The sequence below is a fragment of the Virgibacillus natechei genome (assembly GCF_026013645.1).
GTDB lineage: Bacteria > Bacillota > Bacilli > Bacillales > Amphibacillaceae > Virgibacillus_L > Virgibacillus_L natechei.
In genome coordinates this window covers 2,320,106-2,346,615 of sequence record NZ_CP110224.1, presented here as the reverse complement: position 1 = coordinate 2,346,615, position 26,510 = coordinate 2,320,106, and the positions used below count along the sequence as shown (strand labels likewise).

General features: G+C 37.6%; 21 protein-coding genes and 1 other annotated feature. Of the genes, 15 read left to right on the top strand and 6 right to left on the bottom strand.

The window, feature by feature from the left end:
- The first annotated feature begins 29 nt into the window (after window positions 1-29).
- The 6 genes from OLD84_RS12215 to ccpA all read left to right on the top strand — a co-directional run bounded on the left by OLD84_RS12215 (window position 30) and on the right by ccpA (window position 7,661).
- Window positions 30-2,672: a DNA translocase FtsK gene (locus OLD84_RS12215; protein WP_390336681.1), complete on the top strand. Its 2,643-nt coding sequence runs from the start codon at window positions 30-32 to the stop codon at window positions 2,670-2,672.
- 67 nt (window positions 2,673-2,739) lie between these two features.
- Window positions 2,740-3,855 (top strand): nicotinate phosphoribosyltransferase, encoded by a 1,116-nt coding sequence (locus OLD84_RS12210; RefSeq protein WP_209462137.1) that lies wholly within the window; start codon window positions 2,740-2,742, stop codon window positions 3,853-3,855.
- Window positions 3,856-3,993: 138 nt separating this feature from the next.
- A complete protein-coding gene (murC, locus tag OLD84_RS12205; RefSeq protein ID WP_209462136.1) occupies window positions 3,994-5,304 on the top strand; it encodes a UDP-N-acetylmuramate--L-alanine ligase in 1,311 nt (436 codons plus the stop codon).
- Window positions 5,305-5,552: 248 nt separating this feature from the next.
- Window positions 5,553-5,960 (top strand): DUF948 domain-containing protein, encoded by a 408-nt coding sequence (locus tag OLD84_RS12200; RefSeq protein WP_209462135.1) that lies wholly within the window; start codon window positions 5,553-5,555, stop codon window positions 5,958-5,960.
- Window positions 5,961-5,982: 22 nt separating this feature from the next.
- The gene (locus OLD84_RS12195; protein ID WP_209462134.1) at window positions 5,983-6,414 is read left to right on the top strand and encodes a YtxH domain-containing protein; all 432 of its coding nucleotides are present in this window, start codon (window positions 5,983-5,985) and stop codon (window positions 6,412-6,414) included.
- 251 nt (window positions 6,415-6,665) lie between these two features.
- Complete coding sequence (ccpA, locus tag OLD84_RS12190) at window positions 6,666-7,661, top strand: catabolite control protein A (protein WP_209462133.1); 996 nt, start codon at window positions 6,666-6,668, stop codon at window positions 7,659-7,661.
- A gap of 119 nt (window positions 7,662-7,780) precedes the next feature.
- On the opposite strand, the gene OLD84_RS12185 is transcribed toward ccpA, so the two are convergent.
- From OLD84_RS12185 to OLD84_RS12170, 4 genes are all read right to left on the bottom strand, one after another.
- Complete coding sequence (locus OLD84_RS12185) at window positions 7,781-8,938, bottom strand: acetoin utilization protein AcuC (RefSeq protein ID WP_209462132.1); 1,158 nt, start codon at window positions 8,936-8,938, stop codon at window positions 7,781-7,783.
- Window positions 8,935-9,588 carry an acetoin utilization AcuB family protein gene (locus OLD84_RS12180; protein ID WP_209462131.1) on the bottom strand — a complete coding sequence of 218 codons (654 nt, stop codon included), beginning with the start codon at window positions 9,586-9,588 and terminating at the stop codon, window positions 8,935-8,937. The genes OLD84_RS12185 and OLD84_RS12180 overlap by 4 nt, the downstream gene beginning before the upstream one ends.
- A 1-nt stretch (window position 9,589) precedes the next feature.
- Window positions 9,590-10,243 carry a GNAT family N-acetyltransferase gene (locus tag OLD84_RS12175; RefSeq protein ID WP_209462130.1) on the bottom strand — a complete coding sequence of 218 codons (654 nt, stop codon included), beginning with the start codon at window positions 10,241-10,243 and terminating at the stop codon, window positions 9,590-9,592.
- 146 nt (window positions 10,244-10,389) lie between these two features.
- Window positions 10,390-13,263: a transglycosylase domain-containing protein gene (locus OLD84_RS12170; RefSeq protein ID WP_209462129.1), complete on the bottom strand. Its 2,874-nt coding sequence runs from the start codon at window positions 13,261-13,263 to the stop codon at window positions 10,390-10,392.
- A gap of 121 nt (window positions 13,264-13,384) precedes the next feature.
- Window positions 13,385-13,625 (top strand) — a binding site (T-box leader).
- Window positions 13,626-13,678: 53 nt separating this feature from the next.
- Between OLD84_RS12170 and tyrS the strand changes: the two genes are divergently transcribed.
- Together tyrS and OLD84_RS12160 are read left to right on the top strand one after the other, a co-directional pair.
- Window positions 13,679-14,950 (top strand): tyrosine--tRNA ligase, encoded by a 1,272-nt coding sequence (tyrS, locus tag OLD84_RS12165; RefSeq protein ID WP_209462128.1) that lies wholly within the window; start codon window positions 13,679-13,681, stop codon window positions 14,948-14,950.
- Window positions 14,951-15,187: 237 nt separating this feature from the next.
- Window positions 15,188-15,349: a hypothetical protein gene (locus tag OLD84_RS12160; RefSeq protein WP_209462127.1), complete on the top strand. Its 162-nt coding sequence runs from the start codon at window positions 15,188-15,190 to the stop codon at window positions 15,347-15,349.
- 128 nt (window positions 15,350-15,477) lie between these two features.
- Here the strand turns inward: OLD84_RS12160 and rpsD are convergent, their stop codons facing one another.
- Window positions 15,478-16,080, bottom strand: a complete 603-nt coding sequence (rpsD, locus tag OLD84_RS12155) for a 30S ribosomal protein S4 (protein WP_209462126.1) — start codon at window positions 16,078-16,080, stop codon at window positions 15,478-15,480.
- 327 nt (window positions 16,081-16,407) lie between these two features.
- Here rpsD and OLD84_RS12150 point away from each other — a divergent pair, with 327 nt between their 5' ends.
- The gene (locus OLD84_RS12150; RefSeq protein ID WP_209462125.1) at window positions 16,408-18,165 is read left to right on the top strand and encodes a diguanylate cyclase domain-containing protein; all 1,758 of its coding nucleotides are present in this window, start codon (window positions 16,408-16,410) and stop codon (window positions 18,163-18,165) included.
- A gap of 59 nt (window positions 18,166-18,224) precedes the next feature.
- Here OLD84_RS12150 and OLD84_RS12145 read toward each other — a convergent pair whose 3' ends face one another.
- A complete protein-coding gene (locus OLD84_RS12145) occupies window positions 18,225-18,707 on the bottom strand; it encodes a GAF domain-containing protein (protein ID WP_209462124.1) in 483 nt (160 codons plus the stop codon).
- A gap of 114 nt (window positions 18,708-18,821) precedes the next feature.
- Between OLD84_RS12145 and refZ the strand changes: the two genes are divergently transcribed.
- From refZ to OLD84_RS12115, 6 genes are all read left to right on the top strand, one after another.
- Window positions 18,822-19,469, top strand: a complete 648-nt coding sequence (gene refZ, locus OLD84_RS12140) for a forespore capture DNA-binding protein RefZ (RefSeq protein WP_209462123.1) — start codon at window positions 18,822-18,824, stop codon at window positions 19,467-19,469.
- Window positions 19,470-19,640: 171 nt separating this feature from the next.
- On the top strand, window positions 19,641-21,344 hold the full coding sequence (ezrA, locus tag OLD84_RS12135; RefSeq protein WP_209462122.1) for a septation ring formation regulator EzrA: 1,704 nt from the start codon (window positions 19,641-19,643) through the stop codon (window positions 21,342-21,344).
- A 188-nt stretch (window positions 21,345-21,532) separates the two neighbouring features.
- Window positions 21,533-22,675 carry a cysteine desulfurase family protein gene (locus OLD84_RS12130; RefSeq protein WP_209462121.1) on the top strand — a complete coding sequence of 381 codons (1,143 nt, stop codon included), beginning with the start codon at window positions 21,533-21,535 and terminating at the stop codon, window positions 22,673-22,675.
- A gap of 6 nt (window positions 22,676-22,681) precedes the next feature.
- On the top strand, window positions 22,682-23,881 hold the full coding sequence (gene thiI, locus OLD84_RS12125; protein WP_209462120.1) for a tRNA uracil 4-sulfurtransferase ThiI: 1,200 nt from the start codon (window positions 22,682-22,684) through the stop codon (window positions 23,879-23,881).
- 178 nt (window positions 23,882-24,059) lie between these two features.
- Window positions 24,060-24,260 (top strand): alpha/beta-type small acid-soluble spore protein, encoded by a 201-nt coding sequence (locus tag OLD84_RS12120; RefSeq protein ID WP_209462119.1) that lies wholly within the window; start codon window positions 24,060-24,062, stop codon window positions 24,258-24,260.
- A 59-nt stretch (window positions 24,261-24,319) separates the two neighbouring features.
- Window positions 24,320-25,987, top strand: a complete 1,668-nt coding sequence (locus tag OLD84_RS12115; RefSeq protein WP_319961152.1) for an amidohydrolase — start codon at window positions 24,320-24,322, stop codon at window positions 25,985-25,987.
- Window positions 25,988-26,510: the final 523 nt, after the last annotated feature.

Genomic DNA, 26,510 nt, shown 5'->3' with positions numbered 1-26,510 from the left:
ATGTGTGGGAAAAAATAAAGAATTTTTTTTTGAGTGAGGAAAAAGAAGATCAACAAGAAAGGCATACGCCTAAGAAACAGGATATACAGGCTAAGATGATGTATAAATATCCAGATCAAACATCTTTTCGCTTTCCTGTGATACCAGATACAGATAACGAGAAGAGCAAACCATTGGATACTCCTGCTTTTGAACGAAAGAAAATGAATCAGATCGAACGAGAAAACCAACCGAACCAATCAAATGAAGCAGCAGAACAACCTAATTTTAATAAAAAAATATATAAAAAAAATGAAGATGTTCCTTTTGTTCCAACAGAGGTTCCATCTCCAGTTTATGGCTATCAACCAACAGGGAAAGCCGAGAAACAAATAGAAAATGTACCAGCATTCCAAAGGAAGAAAGAGAAAGTAGAGGAAGAAAAATCCAGCTCATCAGTACTTGAGGAGCAAGAGGAACTAGAGGAACAATCCAGCTCATCAGTACTTGAGGAGCAAGAGGAACAATCCAGCTCAGAAGTCATCGAGGAGCAGGAGGAACTAGAGGAACAATCCCGCTCAGAAGTCATCGAGGAGCAAGAGGAACTAGAGGAACAATCCCGCTCAGAAGTCATCGAGGAGCAGGAGGAACTAGAGGAACAATCCCGCTCAGAAGTCATCGAGGAGCAGGAGGAACTAGAGGAACAATCCCGCTCAGAAGTCATCGAGGAGCAAGAGGAACCAGAGGAAGAATCACCCTCAGAAGTCATTGATGAGCAAGAAGATCCAGAGGAACAATCACCCTCAGAAGTCATTGATGAGCAGGAGGAACTAGAGGAACAATCCCGCTCAGAAGTCATTGGGGAGCAAGAGGAACTAGCAGAACAATCCCGCTCAGAAGTCATTGATGAGCAGGGGGAACCAGGTGAAGAATCGCGCTCAGAAGTCTGCGAGGAGCAGGAGGAAACAGAACTACAACCAGAGAGAGATAGTAAAGAAGTGGATTCACGGCATCTGGCCTCTGAATTATTACATAGGGAAGTAGCTAGTACACAGGAAGTAGAATCTCACGATAAACAGCGAACATCAGAATCTCAAGATGGCGCGATTCATACTAAAAAACGAAAAAATGCTGATTCTTATAAGAGAAAAGTCAATAAACACGAGCAAGAAAACAAACGAAAACAAATACCGTATAATGTTATCATGACCCCAAGGGATAAGAAAAACAGGATGGAAAAAGCGAAAGCAGCAGCTAAATTAGCACCACAACCTACCATGGAAAGCCAACCGAAGGGAATGCCGTATCACTTGTTGGATGACGCTGAACAAAAAAGCAATGAGGATCACAAATGGGTGGAAGATCAACAAGAGTTACTGGAACAAACGTTAAAACATTTTAATGTACGTGCCAAAGTAGTTAATGCTACGCAAGGACCCTCAGTTACAAGATTTGAGGTACAGCCTGAACTAGGTGTTAAAGTCAGTAAAGTGAAGAATTTGAGTGATGATTTAAAATTAAATATGTCTGCTAGAGATATAAGAATTGAAGCACCTATACCTGGTAAAAACACGATAGGAATTGAGATTCCCAATCCAAAAGCACAAATGGTAGGATTACAAGGGATATTTGAAACGGAATCCTTTCAAGCTAGTCAATCACCTTTAACCATTGCCCTAGGTTTAACTATTGAAGGTTCACCATTGATTACCAATATTCAAAAGATGCCCCATGGATTAATTGCAGGTGCAACTGGTTCTGGAAAGAGTGTGTGTATTAACACGATTCTTATTAGCTTAATGTATAAAGCAAATCACAAAGACGTTAGATTCTTGTTAATCGATCCGAAAATGGTAGAGCTAGCCCCTTATAATGGTATACCACATTTAGTTTCACCTGTTATTACAGATGTAAAAGCAGCTACTGCGGCATTAAAGTGGGCGGTTAGAGAAATGGAAGGACGATATGAAAAATTCGTTCAGGAAGGCGTACGAGATGTGGAACGCTTTAATCAACAGGTAATAAAGCAAGGCCGGGCTGATGAAAAGATGCCTTTCATCGTTATTGTCATCGACGAATTAGCAGATTTAATGATGGTATCTCCTCAGGATGTGGAAGATGCAATAAGTAGAATCGCACAGAAGGCCCGGGCATGTGGTATTCACCTGCTGGTGGCAACACAACGCCCGTCCGTTGATGTCATAACAGGGCTTATTAAGGCAAACATTCCTACAAGGATTGCCTTTAGTGTATCGTCTCAAGTCGATTCGAGAACCATGATTGATACGAGTGGTGCGGAAAAGCTTTTAGGAAAAGGTGACATGTTATTTGTTGAAAATGGAGCAGGTAAAAGTCTCCGCCTTCAAGGGCCTTTTGTATCGGATGAAGAGATAGACCGAGTGACTAATTATTCAAGAAATATTGCATCACCGAATTATTTATTCGAACAAGATCAGCTACTTGAACAAATCACGATGGATGAAGAGGAAGATGCACTATTACAGGAATCCATTCAATTTGTTCTAAAACAAAACAGTGCAAGCACTTCCTTGCTACAGCGTCATTTTAAAATAGGGTATAATCGAGCTGCACGTCTTATTGATACATTGGAAAATAGAGGAATTATCTCTGGACAAAATGGAAGCAAAGCTAGAGAAATTCTAGTATCAAATACAAATGTTGAAGAAAGATGAAAATCTTGTTTCTTGTTTGGGATTTATATATGATAAAAGAAAAATGTAATGATGAGGGAGACTTGAAATGAAAGAAATAGGACTAAAACTTTCAGGTGAAATTGAACGTTTAACAAATAAGACATTTAAATTCGATGAAAGAATTAAAGAGGGCTGGTTTTCGGCTGTTTATTTTCTTAAAACCAAGGAAATTGCTGAAGAAAAATTACCTCATAACTATGTAACGATGCAATTTTTTCAGAAGCGTAATGCTGTATTGTGTGGAACGGACGAAGCAATCGCATTATTACATACGTTTGCGGATAAACCTGAAACGCTAAAAATACATTCGTTAAAGGATGGTGACAGAATTGGTCCTTATGAATCCGTATTGACTATATCTGGAGCTTATCAGCAATTTGGGTATTTGGAAGGAATTATAGATGGTATCTTGGCGAGAAGAACATCGGTAGCTACAAATGTATATAATGTAGTAAAAGCAGCTCGCACTTCAGGCAGTCAAAAACCGGTTATATTTATGGGTGACCGAGACGATCATTACACACAACAGGCTGGAGACGGATACGCAGCCTTTATAGGTGGGTCCACTGCACAAGCAACACATGCAATGAATGAATGGTGGGGAAAGCAAGGAATGGGGACAATGCCGCACGCGCTGATTCAGATGTTTCGCGGGGATATTGTAGCGGCAACGAAAGCCTATCATGAGATGTATCCGGAGGACGATATTGCAGCACTTGTCGATTACAACAATGATGTTATTACGGATTCCTTAAAAGTGGCTCGTGAATTTGGAGAAGAGTTAAAATCGGTTAGATTGGATACATCTGGAAATCTTGTTGATAAATATTTCCTAAGAAATCATCATTTAATGGGGACATTCGATCCTAGAGGTGTGAATCCACAACTAATTTTTGCATTAAGAAAAGCCTTGGATGATGAAGGTTATTCCAATGTAAAAATCATGGTGAGTGGTGGATTTACAGAGGATCGTATTAGAGAATATGAAGAATTGGGAGTACCAGTAGATATGTATGGAGTAGGTCGGAGTCTATTAAGCATTAATATAGGATTTACTGGGGACAATGTTCTATTAAATGGTACACCTTCAGCGAAAGAAGGAAGAAGGTATCGACCTAACGCTAGGTTAGAAGAGGTTGATTATTTCTCAGAATCTGAATAATCTAAAGAAGATAAGATTATTTTAATCCGATTAAAATTTTGCTATAATGATTTATTGACTATGGATTTTTACTTTAAGAAAGCATGAAGTTTAAAAGGATAATAATCCTTTTTCACGCAAATTTTGGAGGTTCTTTTTATGACTACTTACCATTTCATAGGTATTAAGGGAACTGGAATGAGCGCATTAGCACAAATACTTCATGATTCTGGTGAGACTGTGCTGGGCTCCGATATTGAGAAGCATTTCTTCACACAAGATGCATTAGAAGAAAAAAACATTCCCATTCTTCCTTTTTCAGAAACGAACATTAAAGATAATTACACCGTTATAGCGGGCAATGCATTTTCAGAAGATAATATCGAAATTAAAGAAGCTAAACGAAAAGGATTGACTTTTTACAGATACCATGAATTTTTAGGGGAGTGGCTTAAGCAATATACAAGTATTGCAGTGACTGGAGCACATGGTAAGACATCGACGACCGGATTATTGGCACATGTGTTAAATGGCACTTTTCCGATATCTTATCTAATCGGTGATGGAACAGGTAACGGGCATGTTGACAGTGAATATTTTGTATTTGAAGCATGTGAGTATCGTCGGCATTTTCTAAGATATGAGCCTGACTATGCTATCATGACCAATATTGATTTTGATCACCCGGATTATTTCACAAGTGTGGATGATGTATTCGATGCATTTCAATCGATGGCGGATCGGGTTAAGAAAGGAATTATAGCCTGCGGAGATGACGAACAGTTACAGCAAATACAAGCTAAAGTCCCTGTTGTTTATTATGGGTTTGCTGCTACAAATGATTTTCAAGCGCAAAATGTAACAGAAACGGAGCATGGAACTGATTTTGACGTATTTGTTAGAAATACGTACTATGATACATTTACGATTCCCATGTACGGGGATCATAATGTTCTTAATGCGCTATCCGTTATAGCAATTTGTCATTACGAAGGTATAAATGCAGAAGACATAAAAAATCTCGGTACATTTCAAGGTGTTAAGCGTAGGTTTACTGAGAAAGTAGTAGGAAGTCAGGTTTTAGTTGACGATTATGCACACCATCCAAAAGAAATAACAGCAACCATTGAAACTGCACGAAAGAAATACCCAAATAAAGAAGTCGTTGCTATTTTTCAGCCACATACATTTACAAGAACGAGAACATTCTTGCAGGAATTTGCCGATAGCTTAAACTTAGCAGATGACGTATTTTTATGTGATATCTTTGGTTCTGCCAGAGAAAAAGCTGGAGAGCTTTCGATCATTGATTTACAAAATTTAATTGAGAACAGCACGATCTTGGAATTATCCAAGACGGAAATTTTACAACAGTACAAAGATAGTATATTAATTTTTATGGGTGCAGGAGATATTCAGAAATTTCAACAAGCTTATGAAGAGCAGATTGAGGTTAATGTTAATAGATAAATAAAAACAAGAGTCTTTCCATAGTAGCGACTCTTGTTTTTGTTTAATTTTATAAAAAATAAAGGTATATTAAATTTTTCGTCGAATTGCTTTATTAGGATATTTATAGTACATATGTTTAATCAAACCTTTAACGGGTATTACTTATATAAGGATATGTGTTATAATTTACATATTGTGCCTTTATTCAAGACCTTTCGCATTCATTCACACTATACTATATACCCTTAAAGGAGTGATAATTGAAGATGGAAGTCATGCTATATATTGCCGCATTAATTGCAGCGGTAGCCTTTGCGATACTTGTCGTATACTTAGCAATTACACTTAAAGCAACAAAAGGTACATTAAAGGATGTATCAAGTACATTAGAAGGTCTTGAAAAACAAATGGAGGGTGTAACAACAGAAACTACACAGTTGTTAAATAAGACAAATAATTTGGCAGATGATATCAATCAAAAATCAGCAAAACTCGACGGGCTTTTTGATGGTGCAAAAGGGGTTGGAGAGACTGTAAAGGATTTTAACCAATCACTGAATCAGCTATCAAACAGCATCTCACAAACATCTGCAGAAAATCAGGAAAAAGCTTCTCAAGCTGTGAAATGGGGAGCAGCTATAATGGATTTATGGAATAAAAGAAAAAATAAATAATAATTTATGAGGAGGAAATCAAATGGCAGCAAACAACGATAACAACATTAATAGCAAAGATTTTATGATTGGAACTTTAATTGGAAGTATTATAGGTGCTACTGTAGCACTCGTATTTGCACCAAAGTCTGGTAAAGAATTAAGAAGTGACATTAATGAGGGTGCAACACAAGTGAAGGGTCGTGCATATGATTTGAAAGATACGGCACAGGAAAAAACAGTCAATTGGAAAGATAAAGCATACACCACGGGTTCTGAGTTAAAAAGAAAAGCAATGGACTCATCAGCACAACTATCAAAAAGTGCTTCTGAGAAAACAAAGCAATTAACAGAATCTGTACAGGATAAATTGCAAGAAAAGCGAAGCAAAGAAGATGAAGCTTTAGAAGCTACAGAAAATGTTGCAGACGCCATTGAAGATGCGGCTGAGGAGTTGGAAGAAACGAAGAAATAAGTGAAAAACAGCTACAGTATTTGCAACTGTAGCTGTTTTATCGCAGTTTAACGAGCAAGTCGATTAAATACGGTGCGTTTTGTGCGTCCACCGTTGAATGAAGTAATAGAGGGAAACATCTTACATAATCGGTTGAGGCTGGTCATCCTACGATGCGCCAGCCTTCAATTTTTTGTAATTTTTTTCATGATAGAGTATGATATAAGAAATAAGGACGCGTTGATATTTAATCTAGGAGGTAAAGTAAGAAAATGACCATAACAATATATGATGTAGCGAGAGAAGCAAATGTATCAATGGCCACCGTGTCACGGGTAGTTAATGGAAACCCAAATGTTAAACCAACTACACGTAAGAAAGTGTTAAACACAATAGAACAGTTAGGTTATCGCCCAAACGCAGTAGCGCGAGGGTTAGCAAGTAAAAAAACAACAACTGTGGGTGCAATAATTCCAGATATATCCAGTATCTTTTTTGCTGAATTAGCAAGAGGGATTGAGGATATCGCCACCATGTATAAATATAATATGATATTGAGTAACTCAGACCAAAACAAAGATAAAGAGCTACAGTTGATAAACACAATGCTTGGAAAACAGGTTGATGGTATTTTGTTCATGGGTGGAAATATAACAGATGAACATGTGCAACAATTCCAAACCTCTTCCGTGCCCGTTGTATTAGCTTCTACCTATGATGAGACGGATACGATTCCTTCTGTAAATATTGACTATGAAGAAGCTGCATATGAAGCAACAAAATATCTAATCGATAAAGGAAATCCTCATCCAGCATTTGTGTCTGGACAGGCGGATACAAAAGTTAATCAGCTGAAGTATAACGGATATTTACGTGCATTGGAAGGCGGATCTGAAGCCGTTAATGATAATCTAATTATCAAAGGCGAATACACGTATGATTCTGGCATAGAAGCAGTTGATGAGCTTTTACAGCTAACTGAAAAGCCGAGTGCTATATTTGTTGCATCAGATGAAATGGCATTGGGTGTTATACATGGCGTACAAGATAAAGGGTATAATGTACCAGAAGATGTAGAAGTAGTTGGGTTTGATAATACAAGATTAGCTTCAATGGTTCGCCCGACATTATCTACAGTTGTTCAACCGATGTATGATATTGGAGCAGTAGCAATGCGCTTATTAACAAAATATATGAATAAAGAAGAAGTAGCGGATAATAAAGTCGTGTTACCTCATCGAATTGAAAAAAGAAATTCAACGAAATAAATAGACAGGCTATTACGGAATGATGGGACTTGGTTTAGTTTCTTAGGCTGAAAACGTTATTCTAGAATATGGAAATGATTATGAAGAGGGTGGACCATTATGGTCACCCTCTTCATTTTTTACATGACTTTCTTTGTATATTTAAGTAAACTCTGTAATGCTTTTTCATTTTTTTCATTTATATCTTCTTTTCTAGGGATGTTCGGTACCACGTCGCTTGTATCGTGCCAAAGTGATGGTATCGTAACAGGTGATTCACCTTCCCATTTTTTTAACCATGACGGTGGGAGGTTTCCATTTGCAGGCTCCCCTGTTTTCATCACATTCCAAATTTGTGCCCATGCGCGAGGTACAACTCTCCAAATGTCATAGCCACCACCGCCTAATGCAATCCATTTCCCATTACAATATTTGTGTGCTAATTCGTGTGCTAATAGAGGTATTTTTTCATAGGTCTCCATGGATGCACATAGATGGGTTAGTGGGTCGTAGCAATGTGCGTCAGCCCCATTTTGAGTTACGATTACATCTGGTTTGAAAAATTCTGTTATTTTTCTGAAGGCATTTTCATAAACACTTATAAAAGATTCATCTTCCGTAAAAGCATCGATTGGTAGATTAAATGAATAGCCATGTCCTGCTTTAATACCTCTTTCATTTACATTTCCCGTACCTGGAAAAAGGTATCTTCCCGTTTCGTGTATAGAAAATGTGCAAACATTGGGATCGTCATAAAAAGCCCATTGTACGCCGTCACCGTGATGGGCATCCGTATCTACGTATAAAACCTTTAAATCGTAGTTTTCACGAATGTACTTAATAGCAACTGCGCCATCATTGTATATACAAAATCCTGCTGCTCTTCTATTAAATCCATGATGGAGCCCCCCACCCAGATTAAGTGCATGATCCGATTCCCCATTTAAAACGGAATCTACTGCTGTTAAACTAGCGCCAACCAAATATGCAGATGCTTCATGCATACCAGAAAATAGCGGCGTGTCTTCCGTTCCGAGTCCGTACTCTAACCCTTCCGTTTCGTTTAATTGTCCAATGCTTGCCTTTTTCAGGGCCTCTATATATGCACGATCATGAAAGAGAGCCAACTCATCATCTGTGGCAAGTCGAGGTTTTATAATATCACGTTCATGAAGTACATTTGCTGCCTCTAGTAAATCTTTCGTTAATAGTACTCGTTTTTGATTAAAAGGATGTTCCGAATGAAAATGATAGTTTAATAAAGCGTCTGAATAAACGAAAGAAGCTTTTCCTGTCATATTTTTGGCTCCGCAATATTATTTGGCCACATCAATTCATATCCTGCATTTCTTAAATCTTGAATGACAGGCAGCGGGTTCATGGTTTGAATACGAAATACCAGCACTTTATAATTCGGATCATCTTTAAATGGATACACCATTACAGAAATAATATTAGCTTTTCGTTTTCCAATTATGGAAGTTACTTCTGGAAATATACCAGGCTGATGGGGGACTTTAACTTCAATATGAGAGCCTTGTACATTCGTTCCAGTTAATTGAATTAATGTATAAAGCATATCTTTTTCCGTCACTATTCCTACTAGTATATTGTTCTTGACTACAGGGAGAGCAGCAAATTCTTCATCATAGAATATACGAGCTATTTCCTCAACAAAATCAAGGGGGTGGATGGTAACAACGGGATGACTCATAATTGATTTAATTTCATTTTGTAATGCGCTGTCATTAGATGAATCCCCATGAAATACGGAAGGGCTAGCATCTCGTAGATCTCGATCAGATACGATACCAACAATGGAAAAATCCTCATTTACGATCGGAATATGTCTGATTCGATGCTTTTGCAATAACTCTACCGCATTAGAGATTGATGCATGTGGTGGTAAGGTAATAACATCCGTTTTCATTACTTCTTCTACGAGCATCTTAAAAACCCTCCCTCATATTTTGATACTGATGCCTTTGTAAAAATCGCAGTTTATCGAATTGTTTGACCGATTCCTCCGGGACATACTTTCCAATACGTACCATCAAACAATTTGCAGGATGTGATATGATTTCTGGGTCATCAGTCGGAGCGGGTGTTAAACCGCCAGAGGCCATCATTTTTTCCATCACTTTACGATAATCCCATATACTTAAGTTGGTTTTATCTAAATCCCAGTGCCAATAGTATTCTGTCGAAATAACAATATAATTTTCCATATAATCATCCATCATGGAAACTTGTAATAAGCCGGAAGCTACACCTGCAGCACGATATTCTGGAACCACTTCAACAGCTCCCAATTCGATTAAGTCTTCCATGTTAAATTCAGACCATCTTTCCATAGGATCTGGATGTATATATGTGACATAGCCAACAATTGTATCTTTTGTTCTAGCTACAATGATACGTCCTTCGGGAAAGCCTGCAATGTACAATAAAGCTTCAAATTGTTTTTTTGCTGGACGGAATGCAATTAAGTCTTCATGGAAATTATACTTCTCTAATTCCTTTGCATCCAGTGGTCCTTCAATTAAAATGGATTCATTCGATTTTTCACGTACCAAGGAATAATGCGTCTTTGTATGTTTCATTACGTCACCTCCTAATTAAATTAATTATGTTATACGCTTTCTTACATTCATTATACAACATAATGAACTGTTTTTTTAGTAATGTAAAAAAATAATTCCTATAGGGAAAGCCCCTACAGGAATTATTGTCTAAGATCGTATACGTGTTAGTCATCGTCATCATTATCATCATCGCTATTCTCGTCGTCTTGGTCTTCATCTGCCGTTTCGTCTTCAGAGTCAGAAGTATCTCCCACCATAATTTCACTAGATGGGGAGGATTCTCTGCCAAAGTAATCAACTGCTCTTACATGGTAAACGGCGTTGTCGTCACCAATAGAATAACTCGTCCCTGTTGTATTTCCCATTAAGCTAAAATCGTCTCCAGAGTTCGAGGCGCTGAAAATGCGATACCCAACAACATCATTACTACTTGACTCATTCCACGTTATATTACTATCGGAAGTACTTAATGAAGTTGGTGCTTCTGGATCATTTCCATCATCCTCAATGGCATCATTCATTCCTCCATTTGGTATTCCAATATTTTCCCAACTATCTCGGTTTGTTCGAGGAAAGAGTTCTGTAATACTATTCAATTCATCATACCCATTCCGTTCTAAAAATTCTGGATTGAAGGAAAGCCCATCCCCCTCAGCAAATTCACTCGGTGTGTTGGAACCAGCCTGAATAGAATTTCCATTTACTGTCACAGAACTGTCACCTTGTATCAAACTGTCATCTGTTTCAGTAGGGACAAATTCAGAATTAAATAAATCAGTTTGAACAAGGCCTGCCTCCTCACAGAGGTCTGATGGTAACATCCCGGATATAGCACAGTAGCTTCTTTCGACAATCCCATCTGGTCGCTCAAAGTTATTTTCCGGAGCCATTAATTCAGGGTCTGTATCTGTTGCACTATTTACCAACTCTGCCCAGAATTTCTGAACGCTTTGACTATGTCCCTGAGGATCAGATTCACGGTATAGTTGGTCTGGTGTATCGTATCCCATCCATGTTCCGAATGTAACATTTGGGTTTGTTCCCATAAATAAAACATCCTCCCAGTTCTGTGATGTACCCGTTTTACCAGCCCAATCAACGCCAGAATATGCTAACTGGGAGTCCACATATGTTCCGGTCCCTTCGGTTAAGACATCCCTCAGTATATCGATTGTTAAATAATTTGTTTGCGGGGAGAAAACATCTCTTGTTTCCGATTCATGCTCATAAAGAGATTCTCCATCAGCCGTTCTAATTTCTTCAATCATATAAGCATCAGCGAAATTTCCATCGTTTCCAAAAGTGCTAAATGCATTTGTATTCTCTTCTAATGTAACACCGGTAGTTGTTCCACCTATTGATAACGAAGGATAGTGAAATTCTTCATCTGTTATCGAGGTGATTCCCATATCTCTAATATAGTCCCCGGGATCATCTTCTATGATTTGAGAATAAACTCTTGTTGTTGAAACATTATAGGAGTTCGAGAGCGCATCTCGAGTTGAGACCAATCCATAATGTGAATCACTGTAGTTACTTGGTGGTGAGAATTCCTGTCCAGGAAATTGGATATCTAATTCCACATCAGCAACCGGGGTTCCAGGTTGTACAGCGCCTTTATCCATTGCTGGTGCATAAACAAGCAGTGGTTTAATTGTACTACCAATCGACCGCTTTGCATTTGTAGCATAGTTTAGCTGACTTTCCTCACTGTAATCACGATTTCCTACAAAACTAATGATTTTGCCTGAACTATTTTCAATTAATATACCACCAGCTTGTACTTGCTGTTCAATTTCTGCTGTTTCTTCTTCCCCATCTTCTCCAACTACTTGTATATTTGTGACAGTATCAGGGCCGAAGTTATCAAAATTTTGCGTGACCTCTTGCATCCCATCATGTATTTCCTTGTCGATGGTGGAATGAATTTCATACCCTTTATGGCGTAAATCGCGTTCTGCCAATATTTCATATTCTTCTTTTAAATCTTCATTTTCATCTAGATCTTCCATTGTATACCCATCATCTTCTGCGAGAAGTTTCATTATAATATCTTGTGCTCTCTCTTGTAGTTCAAACGTCAAGGATGGATATTCTTGAGTAGATAATGGACTGCTTTCAGCGAAATCGGCAACGAGATCATACTCTAACGCCTCTTCATATTCCTCTTCTGTAATAAAGTCAGCAAGGTACATTCTGTGCAAGACTGTATTCATTCGGTTTAAACCAGCTTGTAACCCTTCTTCATCCTTTTGTTCTCCATGGTTGGTGAAAGGAGTATAGGAAGTAGGGCTTTGTGGAAGGCCAGCTAAATAAGCAGCTTGTGTTAAGTTAACCTCATCAGCATCAACACCGAACACCCCTTGAGCAGCTGTTTGTACACCAGCGATATTTCTTCCAGATGAATCACGTCCATATGGGACAATATTCAAATATGCTTGTAGTATTTCATCTTTTTCGAAAAAACGTTCGACACGTAGTGCTAATAATATTTCTTTTGCTTTCCGTTCAAAGGATACTTCGTTTGTCAGCATTTGATTCTTTATAAGTTGTTGCGTTAACGTACTTCCCCCTGTTTGCATATCAGCATTTAAAGCATCTTGTAATGCGGCACGGATGATTGCTTTTGGTACAACCCCTTGATGTACCTCAAAGTATTCATCTTCGGTGGCTATTACTGCATTTATCAGCGTTTCTGACACATTTTCTAAAGTTGTTTCATCCCTATGAATCTCTGCACGGATATCACCTAGATACGCTTCGTTTGCGAAATATAATTGCGTTGTTTCTGTGTAATCATAGATATCCTGCTCCATTTCTTCATAGCTTCTCACTGATTCATCTTGTACGAGAGAGGCGAAATATCCAGCGCCGATCCCTCCAGCAAAAAAAAGACCGATAAAACCAACAACAGCGAATAATAAAATAACATTCCAAAACACATCATATGTAATTCGTGATGAGCGTTGAATTTTACCAGTGCTCCACGTATCTGTTAGCTTTTGCTTATATTTATAGAATGTCTCCTTCAAATCCATTTAAAAACCTCCCAAATTACCATACTTATTATAGCATAATTGCTTTTTATGCAGTAGCAATACACGTATAAACTTGCCTTTTATATCAAGTTATGGTAAGAATATATGTAATCATATATATAGTAATGCGTTGAAGGAATAAAGTAGTGATGCATCTCCCTGTTATAGAGAGCTGGCGGTTGGTGAAAGCTAGTACACAGTTGCAGACGAAGTACAATTTGTGAGCATTTCTTTTTGGAAGGAAGTTGAAGAACGAAGCTTTTTGATTTCATTCTAAAAGAACGGTGGAAACATCGTTAACAACCCCAAGTGGCAAATGATTTGCAACAAGGGTGGTACCGCGTTATAAACTCGTCCCTTATTTTAGAGGGTGGAGTTTTTTTATTTGCAAAAAATCAAGATGGAGTGTGGTAAAATGGATATATTACAGGATTTGGAAACACGTGGGTTAATTCAACAGACAACTGATTTTGAAGGATTAAAGCAGCATTTATCAACAAATCAAGTAACATTATATTGTGGATTCGATCCAACGGCTGATAGTTTACATATTGGACATTTGGTACCTATTACAATGCTAAAAAGATTTCAAAAAGCAGGACATAAACCAATTGCACTTGTTGGTGGTGGCACGGGTATGATTGGTGATCCGAGCGGGCGAACGAGCGAACGGTCTTTAAATGATGATAATATCGTGAAAGAATTCACTGAAAAAGTGAAGGAGCAAATTGCCAGACTGCTTGAATTTGATCATGGAGAAAATCCAGTTATTGCCAGGAATAATTACGACTGGTTAGCAAATATGACCGTAATAGATTTTCTTCGTGACGCTGGAAAGCACTTTGGTATAAATTATATGTTATCAAAAGAATCGGTAGCTGCACGAATTGACCAGGGAATTACGTTTACAGAGTTCAGCTATATGATCTTACAATCACTCGATTACTTAAAATTATATGAACAGGAAAATTGTACATTACAAATAGGTGGAAGTGACCAATGGGGGAATATTACAGCTGGAATGGAATTAATTCGTCGTTCAAGAGAGCACGAGGATGTGGAAACAAACGTTTTTGGTTTAACCGTTCCTCTAATTACAAAAGCAGATGGAACCAAATTTGGGAAAACAGCAGGTGGGGCTATCTGGTTGGATCCAGAAAAGACGACTCCTTATGAGTTTTACCAATTTTGGTTTAATAGTGATGATCGAGACGTGTTAAAGTTCCTTCGTTACTTTACATTTATTTCTGAAGAAGAAGTAAGTCAACTGCAGAATGAAGTGACGAACCAGCCAGAAAATAGAGTTGCACAAAAACGTCTAGCTGAAGAAATGACGAAGGAGGTCCACAGTCAAGAAGCATTAGAGCAAGCGCAAAGGATTTCTGCCTCTCTTTTTAGTGGGGAATTAAAGCAACTTACAGCTAGTGATATTGAACAGGGGTTTAAAGACGTTCCAACACATCAAGCGGAAAAAGAAGAAAGGCTTCTAATTGATCTATTGGTGGATGCTTCTATTTCTTCTTCTAAAAGACAGGCAAGAGAAGATGTGAAGAATGGAGCTATTTACATTAATGGTGAAAGACAGCAGGATATTCAATACAACGTAAATGAAGGTGACCGCATTGATGATACATTTACAATCATTCGCCGCGGAAAGAAAAAGTATTTCTTAATACGCTTTAGTTAATAGTAAGCACGAATGAGCAATTGCTCATTCGTGCTTTTAAAATCTTTAAATTTACTAACTGGCTGTTCTCTGAAAGTTTGGGGCTGCGATTGCTCGCCCCACCGAAAAGAAATGTTGTTTTTGACGCAAAATCTATAAAGTACGACGCAGTGACAATTCTTTGGAAAACGCTGGTTGAGAGCAGGGATTCGCTACGGAAACACATTTCGCGCACCTTAGGACGACTGGTGAGCGGATATGCAGGATATGATGCAAATGATGATCAATCTAGGGAATCAGCTAGATAAGCTTAATGAATTGATCGCCCAAAATAATCAATTGCTGCAATCATCAAATGGTCAAGAAGATACAAAATGTGTGCAGGGCAGTGGAGGTGGGGCAGTCATTGTACGGATGTAAAAAACAATCTCAAATTAGAGGGATTAGATTACAGTATTACACAAAAAACCACATAAAAACAGAAAAAACCTAGAAACATAACGCTGTTTCTAGGTTTTCTTAATGTTGCTATTTATTAAGCACTACACTTAACGTGAGTAGAACTCAACGATGAGTGGTTCATTAATTTCTGCTGGAAGTTCAGAACGCTCAGGATAACGAGAGAAAGTACCTTCCATTTTATCTGCATCAAATGTTACATACTCAGGAACAAAGTTATTTACTTCCATCGCTTCTTTAATGATGTCAAGATTTTTTGATCGCTCACGTAAACCGATAACCTGACCTGGTACTAATGTATAGGATGGGATATCAACACGTTTACCATCAACTAGAATATGACCATGGTTAACCAACTGACGAGACTGTCTGCGTGTGCGAGCTAGCCCCATACGATAAACCATGTTATCAAGACGGGAATCAAGTAAAATCATGAAGTTTTCACCATGAATACCTTTCATTTTACCCGCTTGTTCAAACAAGTTACGGAATTGACGTTCGTTTAATCCGTACGTATAACGTAACTTTTGCTTCTCTTGTTGTTGTAAACCATATTCAGATATTTTCTTGCGTTGGTTTGGTCCATGTTGACCTGGAGCGTAAGGGCGTTTATCCAATTCCTTACCAGTTCCTGTTAATGAAATGCCGAGTCTGCGTGATTTCTTCCATAATGATCCAGTAAAGCGTGACATAAGACATTTTCTCCTTTATTATTTTATTTGCATAAAATAAGCGAGCGTGATCCTATACGTTGTCCATTATGTTTTCATGTACCATCGCTCCAGCAGCAGAGAGTTACACGATACACCTCTATTAGAGGAACAAAATGGGTCCAAGCGTCGGTTCACTTAGGCTACCTTTATTATTTTACACAAAGAATAGTATATAAGTAATAAGATGAAAAGTCAACATATGAATTAAGTGAAGGAATTCAAGGTTAAAATGTAGGAAAAAAGTACCGGGTATTATATAATGGAAATAGAGATAAGTTCTATATAATAGTATGATAGGTGATAATAATGAGCAAAGAGGTTGTAAGGTTACAAGAAAAATTGCAGCATGTTTATTTTGACTTGATTTACAGTCGGTTAGCTTATTCAGATAAAGAGAAACTAACCATAATAATCAATCAAATAAAATTTTTATCACGTGCATCTTTTGTTGCAATTTATTTATACGATAATTGGAGGAAAACCTATCAATTAACGGCCAAGTCCACAACGGAAAGCAAAGGATTACATAAACAGCTCGTTCCATTGGAACCTGTATATGGATCTCCTGGACGTTTAATGATTGGGGTAAACAAGGAAATGAATCGTCTTGATGATGATAAGTTGCAAATTTTTGCAGCGGAAACAGAAAAGGTACTTTCTATTATGAATCAATATAACAATAAGAAAGATAGTGAGAAAGATAAGAACCGTTTGTTCGATTTTTCTTCGCGCTTATTCTCTGTGCGTAACAAGAAAGATGTTCTAACAGAAATTATGAATACTGTACAAGACATCTATCCTGAATTCACTCATTATTTATTATTATCTCAGGATAGTGATGATAGTGCCACACTGCCTGTAAAGATGATCGAATATAGCGACGATGCCACAAAACAGCTAAGTAACCAAGCTTTTCTAAGTGGTGAAGTACAAAGAGAAACCCTTGAGAATGAATCGAATGCAAGTTTATATGTACCATTAACTGGAAATCAGGCGGTGTATGGTGTGTTACAGGTCGTCACACCAAAAGTAATGGAATTTCCGGAATGGGAAATAGAATTTATCACTCAATTTGCCAATATAGCAGGAAAAGCAATAGAAAATGCAATCTTTTATCACTATTCAGAGCATCTTGTATCTGATCTTAAATTGATTAATGAAGTTACACATACGTTGAATTCCAACCTTAAACTTTCTGATATAACGAAAATCGTGAGAAATAAGATCATGAGTATTTGTCACGCATCGCAGGTTGGCTTTATCTATTATCAAGATAAAGAGAATCAAACGTTTGAAATTTTGTCTGGTAGTACGGCATACTTTAACACGGAACAAGGGCAGGTACTAGCGAATTACTTGTTGAACAAAACAGGTACGGAACCGCTTTTTAATGGTCAATTAACTGAGGAAGAAGCATATTCCTATCGCTCCGTAATGGCTATCCCAATGTCCCATTCGGGGGCTGTCCATGGAATGGTAATTATTATGCATGAAGAACCGTATCATTTTACCTTTGAAACATTTAAATTAATGCAGTCACTTATCCGACATTCAACGTTAGCCTTATCGAATGCGATTTTAAAAGAGAGGTTAGAAGAGGCCGTCATAACGGATTACCTGACTAAATTGTATTCGAGAGACTACTTAGAGGAACAAATTAGAAAGAACATGGATAAAGGTGAAGAAGGATCAATAGTTTTACTTGATATTGATGACTTTAAATATATTAATGATACATATGGACATCATATCGGCGACGAAGTCATCAAACAAGTTGCGGGGATAATTATGAGGCATGTAGGGAGTGAAGATATTCCTGCCAGGTGGGGTGGAGAAGAATTAGCCATTTATATGCCGCGTATAACAAGGGATGAAGGGTTTCAGCTAGCGGGGTTAATTCGATCACAGGTGGAAATGTTCACAGATCCTAGCGTAACCATTTCTTGTGGCGTATCCTCCTGGAATAAAAGTATAGCTGATTCTGCGATTGATTTATTCATACGTGTAGATAAAGCGCTTTATGAAGCGAAGAATACCGGAAAGAACAATGTTGTGAAAATCTAAGTAAAAAAAGTTGCAACTAAAATGTTAGCTGCAACTTTTCATCTTGCTAACTTCCTATCTTACTTTAGAAATTCTTCTAACTTATAAATGAATGCTTCGAGGTATTGTTGATCTGTTTCATCAAATCGGTCTATAATCGGACTATCAATATCAAGAACACCATACACCACATTGTTACGAATAATAGGTACAACAATTTCAGATTGACTCGCACTATCACAAGCTATATGCCCAGGGAATTGATGGACATCAGCGACGCGCTGTGTACTACGCTCTTTAACTGCCGTACCGCAGACGCCTTTGCCATTTGGGATCCGGATACATGCAGGTAACCCTTGGAATGGACCAAGCACTAATTCCTCTTCTTTCCAAATATAAAAACCGACCCAATTAACCTGGTCTAATGATTGGTTCAGCAGTGCAGAGGCATTCGAAAGTAAAGCGATGTGATCTTGCTCGCCATCGCTAAGAGCATCCAATTGATTGATTAATAATTCATAGTTCTTGTCTTTGCTTTCTGAATAGGTAGTTGGTTGAAACATTGATATTCCTCATTTCTTATTATTATTTCGACTTATAATGAAGATATTTGTCGAGAAAAATTTGCAGGATAATTAGTCTCTTTGTCGTAATGAAGATATAAGGAGTTGGTAACCATGAAAAAAAACGCATCTAAGCAAAAGGTGATTGATGCTGCTTCTTCCTTATTTTTCCAAAAAGGTTTTAGTGGCACATCCGTACGCGATATTTCAGAAAAGGCTACTGTAAATGTATCGTTAATCAGTTACTATTTTAAAAGTAAACAAGGCCTTTTGGAATATGCTGTTACCCAATATTATGAAGCATATTTAGCAACCATGGAAGAAGTTATAGAGCAACAAGGGTCCTTATCTCCAATAGACAATTTAAAAGAATTAATTTCATCTATTATACATTATAAACAAAGTAACCATCAATTCTCTTGTTTTATTCATCGTGAATTAACGTTAGATTCGATATTTGTAAGAGAAATGGCTGTTACCTATTTAGCAAAAGAAAATCATTTCATCAGTAACACATTCTTCGATGCATTAAAAATTCCTACGAACAGCGAGCTTGATCGACATTTTTTATTAATGCAATTAAAGGGGATGTTGATCACCCCTTACGTCTTACAAAACGAATGGAAGGATCAGGTAGTTGGAGAGTATTCCCATAATATCTTTGCAAAAAAATATATAAAAACAATTCATCAATGGCTTGATTTTATCATCGAACAGAAGGATGTTCGTACTGAAATGAATAATTCTATTACAAAAACATAAAAAAATGGACGATTCATGAAATTATTTGTATTTTTTTAGCCAAAAATGCTATTAACATGGTATCATAGTTACTATATTATTTTATAGACTAATTTATGCAAATACCTGTTCTTCGAGAGGTTTTCTTTAAAGTATCCTCTTATATATGAATATAGTTAGGAGGCATTAAATATGGCATACATCATTGGAATTATACTAGTTATTATTACACTACTTATCGTCGGACTTATCTTGCGAAAACGGGTATATGATGTTGTGGATAAATATGAAGCTTGGAAATTGGATATTATGGGTCGAAACATTGCTTCACAGCTTGGACGTATTAAGCGACTTAATCTTTCGGGAGAAGCTCAGGAGAAATTTGAAACGTGGAAAGAACGCTGGGAATTTATTATAACAAAAGAACTACCTGACATTGAAGAGCATTTGTTTGATGCAGAAGAAGCGGCCGATCGTTACCGGTTTTCTAAATCCAAAAAAACATTAAATAAAGTAGACCAAATCTTAAGTTCCATCGAAAGTGATATTGAAAAATTGCTCCAGGAAGTTGATGAACTCCTTGACTCTGAAGAAACGAGCCGTTTAGAAGTAGAAAGTATCGAACCAAGTATAAAAAAACTGCGTAAGAAACTTTCACAAAATAGGTATCAATATGGTAAAGCAGAGTATTATTTCGAAGTGCAAATGGACGAGTTGGAAGCGAAACTAACTACATATTATGATTTAGTGGAATCAGGAGATTATTTTGAAGCCACAGAATTAGTAAATACGCTTAAAGGCATATTGGACAAATTAGAAGTACAGATTGAAGCGTTCCCTGCACTGTACAAGGCATGTAAACATGATTTACCAGCACAGTTGGATGACTTATATTCTGGACTTAAAGGGATGAAAGAAGACGGTTATCGTGTTGATCACCTGGCGTTTGAAAAGGAAATCCGTAGTTACCAAGAACGGCTTTTAGATACGGTGCGAGCACTGGAGAACGGTGAAACTTCTGGGGTACAGGAAATGATAACCGATGTAGATGAAAGAATGAAGGAAATGTATCAACTATTGGAAAAAGAAGCAATTGCAAAGAATTATTTAGAAAATCAAATGCCTAGCTATCAACAATCATTGGATGCCATAAGTAATGATTTTCATGATACGCAAGAAGAAGTAGAAACGTTAAAGCAGGCTTATTACTTTGAAGATAATGACATGGAACGTTATTTAGATTTGCAAAAAACAATAACAAAGTTAGAAGGTCAAATGGTTGAACTATCCAACGATATGGAAAGTAAGGATTCATCTCACTCTGAATTGCGCGGTGAAGTGGAGAAGGGGTTTCAACAGATTGAAGACCTACAGCAAAAGCATGAGGAATTCAAAAAACGAATACAGAACTTACGAAAAGATGAATTAGAAGCAAAAGAGAAATTAAGCGAAATGCGCGGGGAGCTATACAATATAAGTCGTAAGTTGAAAAAAAGCAATATTCCAGGTGTTCCCAGCTACATTTGGAATATGATGGAGACAGCAACAGAAAAAAATAGTCGAGTCCTTAAAGCATTGGAAAAACAACCACTAGATATGGCTGAAGTTCAACAGGCAATGAATGAATCAAAAAAAGTTATAGATAATGTGGTAGAACAAACGGAAATGATGTTGGAACAAGCATATTTAACAGAACAAGTTATCCAATATGCGAATCGATATCGTAGTCAATATCCACTACTGGCTGCCAAATTATCAGAGTCAGAGCGGTTATTTCGATCATATGAGTATGAATTATCATTAGAACATGCTGCCAAGGCTGTTGAAGAAATAGAGCCTGGCGCATTAAAACGGATTGAGGATTATCAAGCTCAAGCAGTTGTCACGCAATCCTAATAAGAAGGTATTAAAGGCTGTCGTTAAGAAAAGGATATTAGCTAATATCCTTTTCTTAAGTCAGCCTTACATTTTTGTGTAGAAGAGGATGTTTAAAAAGTCCAGTAACAAAGAACACATCGATTTTCTTCGTTTGTTCCTTTTATCCTCCTTTTTGAATACGCACTAGAAACAAAGGAGTTTTCAACATGATTTATTTAGATAATAGTGCTACAACAAAACCAAATCCATCCGTATTAGAAAGTTTTGTACAAGTGTCACGTGATTATTTTGCCAACCCTTCATCGATTCATCAGCTAGGTGGAGAGACAGAGCGTCTACTAGTAAAAGCGAAACAACAGGCTGCCGCTATATTGAATGTTTCTCAGGATGAAATTGTTTTCACTTCAGGTGGAACAGAAGGAAATAATACAGCAATTAAAGGAATTGCATTGGAACATCAGAGCAGGGGGAAACACATCATTACTTCGGAAATTGAACATCCATCGGTGTATGATACTTGTTTGAAATTAGAATCATTAGGGTTTGAGATAACCTATTTGCCTGTTGATCAGAATGGTGTCATATCGTTAAAGAAATTGGAAGATGCGATACGAAATGACACGATCCTTATTAGTATGATGCATATAAATAATGAAATGGGTTCGGTTCAACCCATTAAAGAAATCGGTGAAATAGCAAAAAAACACCCAAAGCTTTTTTTACATGTAGATGATATACAGGGGTTAGGAAAAGTTCCACTTCAATTATATAATAGTGGGATTGATTTATGTTCGTTTTCCGGACATAAAATCCATGGACTAAAAGGTACTGGTATTTTATATGTTAAGAATCGCACCAAATTGTTTCCATTATTTCATGGAGGGGACCAGGAACATGGAATTCGTTCTGGGACTGAAAACGTAGCAGGTGCTGTGGCAATGGTTAAAGCATTGCGTTTAATTAAAGAACGGGAGAAAAAAGAAGTACACCACATGTATAAATTAAGTGATTACCTGAAAAATGAATTAAGTAAATGGAAAGGCTTGGAGGTAAATACACCACAACGCGGATCCGCCCCCCATATTATTAATTTTTCTGTTCCGGGTGTAAAACCAGAAGTTATTATTCATATGCTCGGGGAACAAGATATTTTTATATCGACAAAGTCAGCCTGTTCCTCTAAACAAAAAGATGAAAGTAAAATATTAGCAGCTTGTGGCTTCAGTAAAGAAAGGACAATTTCAGCATTGCGTGTGAGCTTGTCCTATGAAACGACGAAAGCTGAAATCATAGAATTTCTGCAAGCCTTGGAAAAGGCGATTAACCAATTTAAAAAAGTAATGGAGTAGATAACGATGCAATTTGATCATATTTTAATACGTTATGGAGAAATGGCCTTAAAAGGAAAAAATATAAAGAAATTTATTATAAGGTTGCAAGAAAATATTCAACATAAATTAAAAGAATATCCAAATACAAAAGTGAAACGTACACAGGGAAGAATGTTTGTTTTATTGAATGGACATGACCCTGAACCAATCATCGATATATGTAAGAATATCTTTGGCATTCAGAGTCTTAGCTTAGCAATTAAAGCTGAGAATGATATTGATGCAATCAAGGATGCGGCATTATCTGCTTTAAAAAGTGGAGAAGATGTCAAGCGGTTCAAGGTATCTGTGAAGCGGATAGAGAAAGGTTTCCCCATGGGTTCTCAGGCTATGAATCAGGAATTAGGTGGTCATCTGCTTTCCAATACAGAAGGATATACAGTCGATGTACATCAACCGGATTTGACAATTAAGGTTGAGATTCGCTCAGAAGGAACTTATATCACGTCACGTGTAATACCAGGACTAGGTGGATTGCCAGTTGGTACATCAGGGAAGTCATTATTGTTATTATCTGGTGGAATTGATAGTCCAGTGGCAGGTTATTTAGCGATGAAACGCGGTGTGCAAATTGAAGCAATCCATTTTCATTCTCCACCATTTACAAGTGAAAGAGCCAAACAAAAGGTGCTTGATTTAGCAGAATCACTAACGAAGTATGGAAGCTCCATAAAAATCCATATTGTTCCGTTTACAAAACTTCAACAGGAAATTTTTAGAGAAATGCCGGACGGATACGCGATGACAATCATGAGGCGTATGATGATACGTATCAGTGAAAAAGTGAGTGAAAAGGAATCTATTTTATCCATGACGACAGGGGATAACTTGGGGCAGGTTGCCAGTCAGACGATGGAAAGCATGAATGCCATTAATGAAGTCACCAATTATCCTATATTACGTCCATTAATTACAATGGATAAGCAAGAAATTATTGAAATTTCACATGCGATTAACACGTATCAAACGTCCATATTGCCACATGAAGACTGTTGTACGATTTTTGTTCCAAAATCACCTAAAACAAAGCCGAAACGAGATAAAATAAGTCAAATTGAATCAACGAAAGATTTTACTAATTTGATTGAGGAAGCAGTGAATGAAATCGAAGTTGTAAAAATAACCGATAAAAAACAAGTAGCAGCATTTGAGGATCTTTTATAAAGGTTCATTAAGCGGAGGTTTGACGCAAACAGGACGTGTATTTATTCTGACTTCTCGTTAAACTGCGATAAAACGGATTGGTAAAATATTAGTTAATCTAACAACAACTTCCAATTAAATTGATGCATGGTTTTCCTTCTTGTTACACATTCTAGAAGTACCAAGGAGGTGAACTAACATGGCTAATAATAATAATTCAAACCAATTAGTAGTACCTGGTGTTCAACAAGCATTGGATCAAATGAAGACTGAAATTGCGCAAGAGTTTGGTGTACAGCTTGGACCTGATTCAACTTCTCGTTCTAACGGTTCTGTTGGTGGAGAAATTACGAAGCGTCTTGTTCAAATGGCTGAACAACAATTCGGTGGACAACAATAAATTTTATTAAATAAAATATTAATATGACTAAAGGGCTATTCCTGTTAAGGGGATAGCCCTTGATTTTTCTGCGTGAAATAGGTAATCTGCTTAGAGAGACTTATTCTGAAGCAGAGAGGAAAATCAACATGGGGATTTTATGGTTTGGTGGTCAAATCTATACACTGGAAACGAATGGTTCAGCTGTAGAAGCTGTTTTTACTGAAGGGGATACGATTAAGGCAGTAGGTACATATGAATTTCTATACCATGCGTGTTATAAACAAATTGAAAAGGAAATTAACTTAAAAGGGAAAACGATTCTCCCAGGATTTATTGACAGCCATATGCATATCATTGGTCATGGTGAAAAACTGTTACGATTAGATTTATCACAAATGAAGTCTGCAGCACAGGTGAAAGAGGCCTTACAAAACCGAATGTCTAACCTCTCTGAAGGGGAATGGCTTATTGGAGAAGGTTGGAATGAAAATCAGTGGGATGATCCAACCATTATACATAAAGATGAATTGGACGAGATAAGTACAGATAATCCAGTGGTTCTAACACGTGTTTGCAGGCATGCCATAATAGTTAATTCTAAAGCAATGAAAATGGCAAACATTTCGAATCAGAGTCCTGATCCACAAGGTGGCATTATAGTACGAGATGAAAAGGGTGATTTAAGTGGCTATCTTTTAGATACGGCCCAGGAATTAGTAAAGCAAGCAATGCCAAGTGTGTCGCAAAATTACTTGGAGCAGGTTATTAAAATAGCTGTAGACGATTTATTATCCAAAGGCTTGGTTGGTGGTCATAGTGAAGACCTAAATTATTACGGTGGTTTTCACAAAACATTCCATGCGTTTACAAATTCCATTCATGATAAGCGTAAGTTTAAGGCACATTTGCTTGTCCATCATGAAGTAATGGGTGACATGGTAGGTGATAATTTAGGTTATTTAGATGGGACAGCGTATGTTGAGCTTGGAGCAGTGAAAATTTTTGCGGACGGTGCATTGGGTGGTAGGACAGCTTGGCTCCGTGATGATTATGCGGATGATGCTGGGAATAAAGGCGTGGCTATTCATGATACGGAAAAATTAGAAGCCATTGTTCAGGAAGCACGCGTGCATGGACTGCCAATTGCTGTTCATGCAATTGGTGATCATGCGGCAAATGAAGTTGTTTCGATTATTAAAAAGTACCCGCTGGAAAATAATGCTCGAGATAGAATTATTCATGGACAAATCTTAAATCAGCACACCTTAGATATGCTTTCAGATCTACCAGTTGTCGTCGATATTCAACCTTCATTTGTCACATCTGATTTTCCCTGGGTGATCGATCGGGTTGGCGAAGAGCGTTTAGCTTTATCTTATCCATGGAAAACATTACTAAAAAGTAATATACAGTGTGCAGGAGGCTCTGACGCACCTATAGAAGAAGTGAATCCGTTACTTGGAATACAAGCAGCTGTTACAAGAAAGTCTTCTTTAGATGGCGAAGTATATAATCCAGAGGAGAAGTTATCCATATTCGAAGCAGTTAGGCTGTATACGGTTGGAAGCGCCTATGCAATTGGTCAAGAAACACAGAGAGGGATAATAGCAGAAGGATTTAAAGCTGATTTTACTATTTTGGAAGAAGATATATTTCAAACGGATCCTGAGAAAATAAATGAAATAACGGTAGCCATGACGGTTGTTGATGGTGACATTGCATACAAAAAAGAACCTTCCCACTAAGAGGGGAAGGTTTTTTCTTTGCATGGGAAAATATAGAATTTAAATACTGTGGATAACTTAGTTACCGAAATATCCACGTCCAGCTCCAGCGCCAGCGCCCAGCAACTATCAAACTTCACACTCCTCCATTACGATAAAGAAGACTTACTGATTTCCAAGCCGGAGGCGTAGGCAGAAGTAAAGTCGCACTTATGCCCTGTGGGTGAAAAGAAGACTTGCCGATTGGCTCTGCCAGAGGCTTAGTCGCACTTATACCCTTGTGGTGAAAGTCAACATCGACTCACTTGGTTTAAGGAAGGCCGACTAAAACCGGGCTTGCGCTCAGGCGTCGGCATACCCCTATGAAGGGGCATGTTTCCTTTTCGCTTTCCAAGCATAAGATTCACTTTGACTTTCGCCACTACTGGCGATAAGTCAAGTTCATCTAATCTCATTGCGGGGTGGAAGTTCAACTAAAACCGCCACTTTGCGTGGCAACGTTGAACCACCCGCAGCGCTGAGCGCAGTTTGTACATTGCTAAAC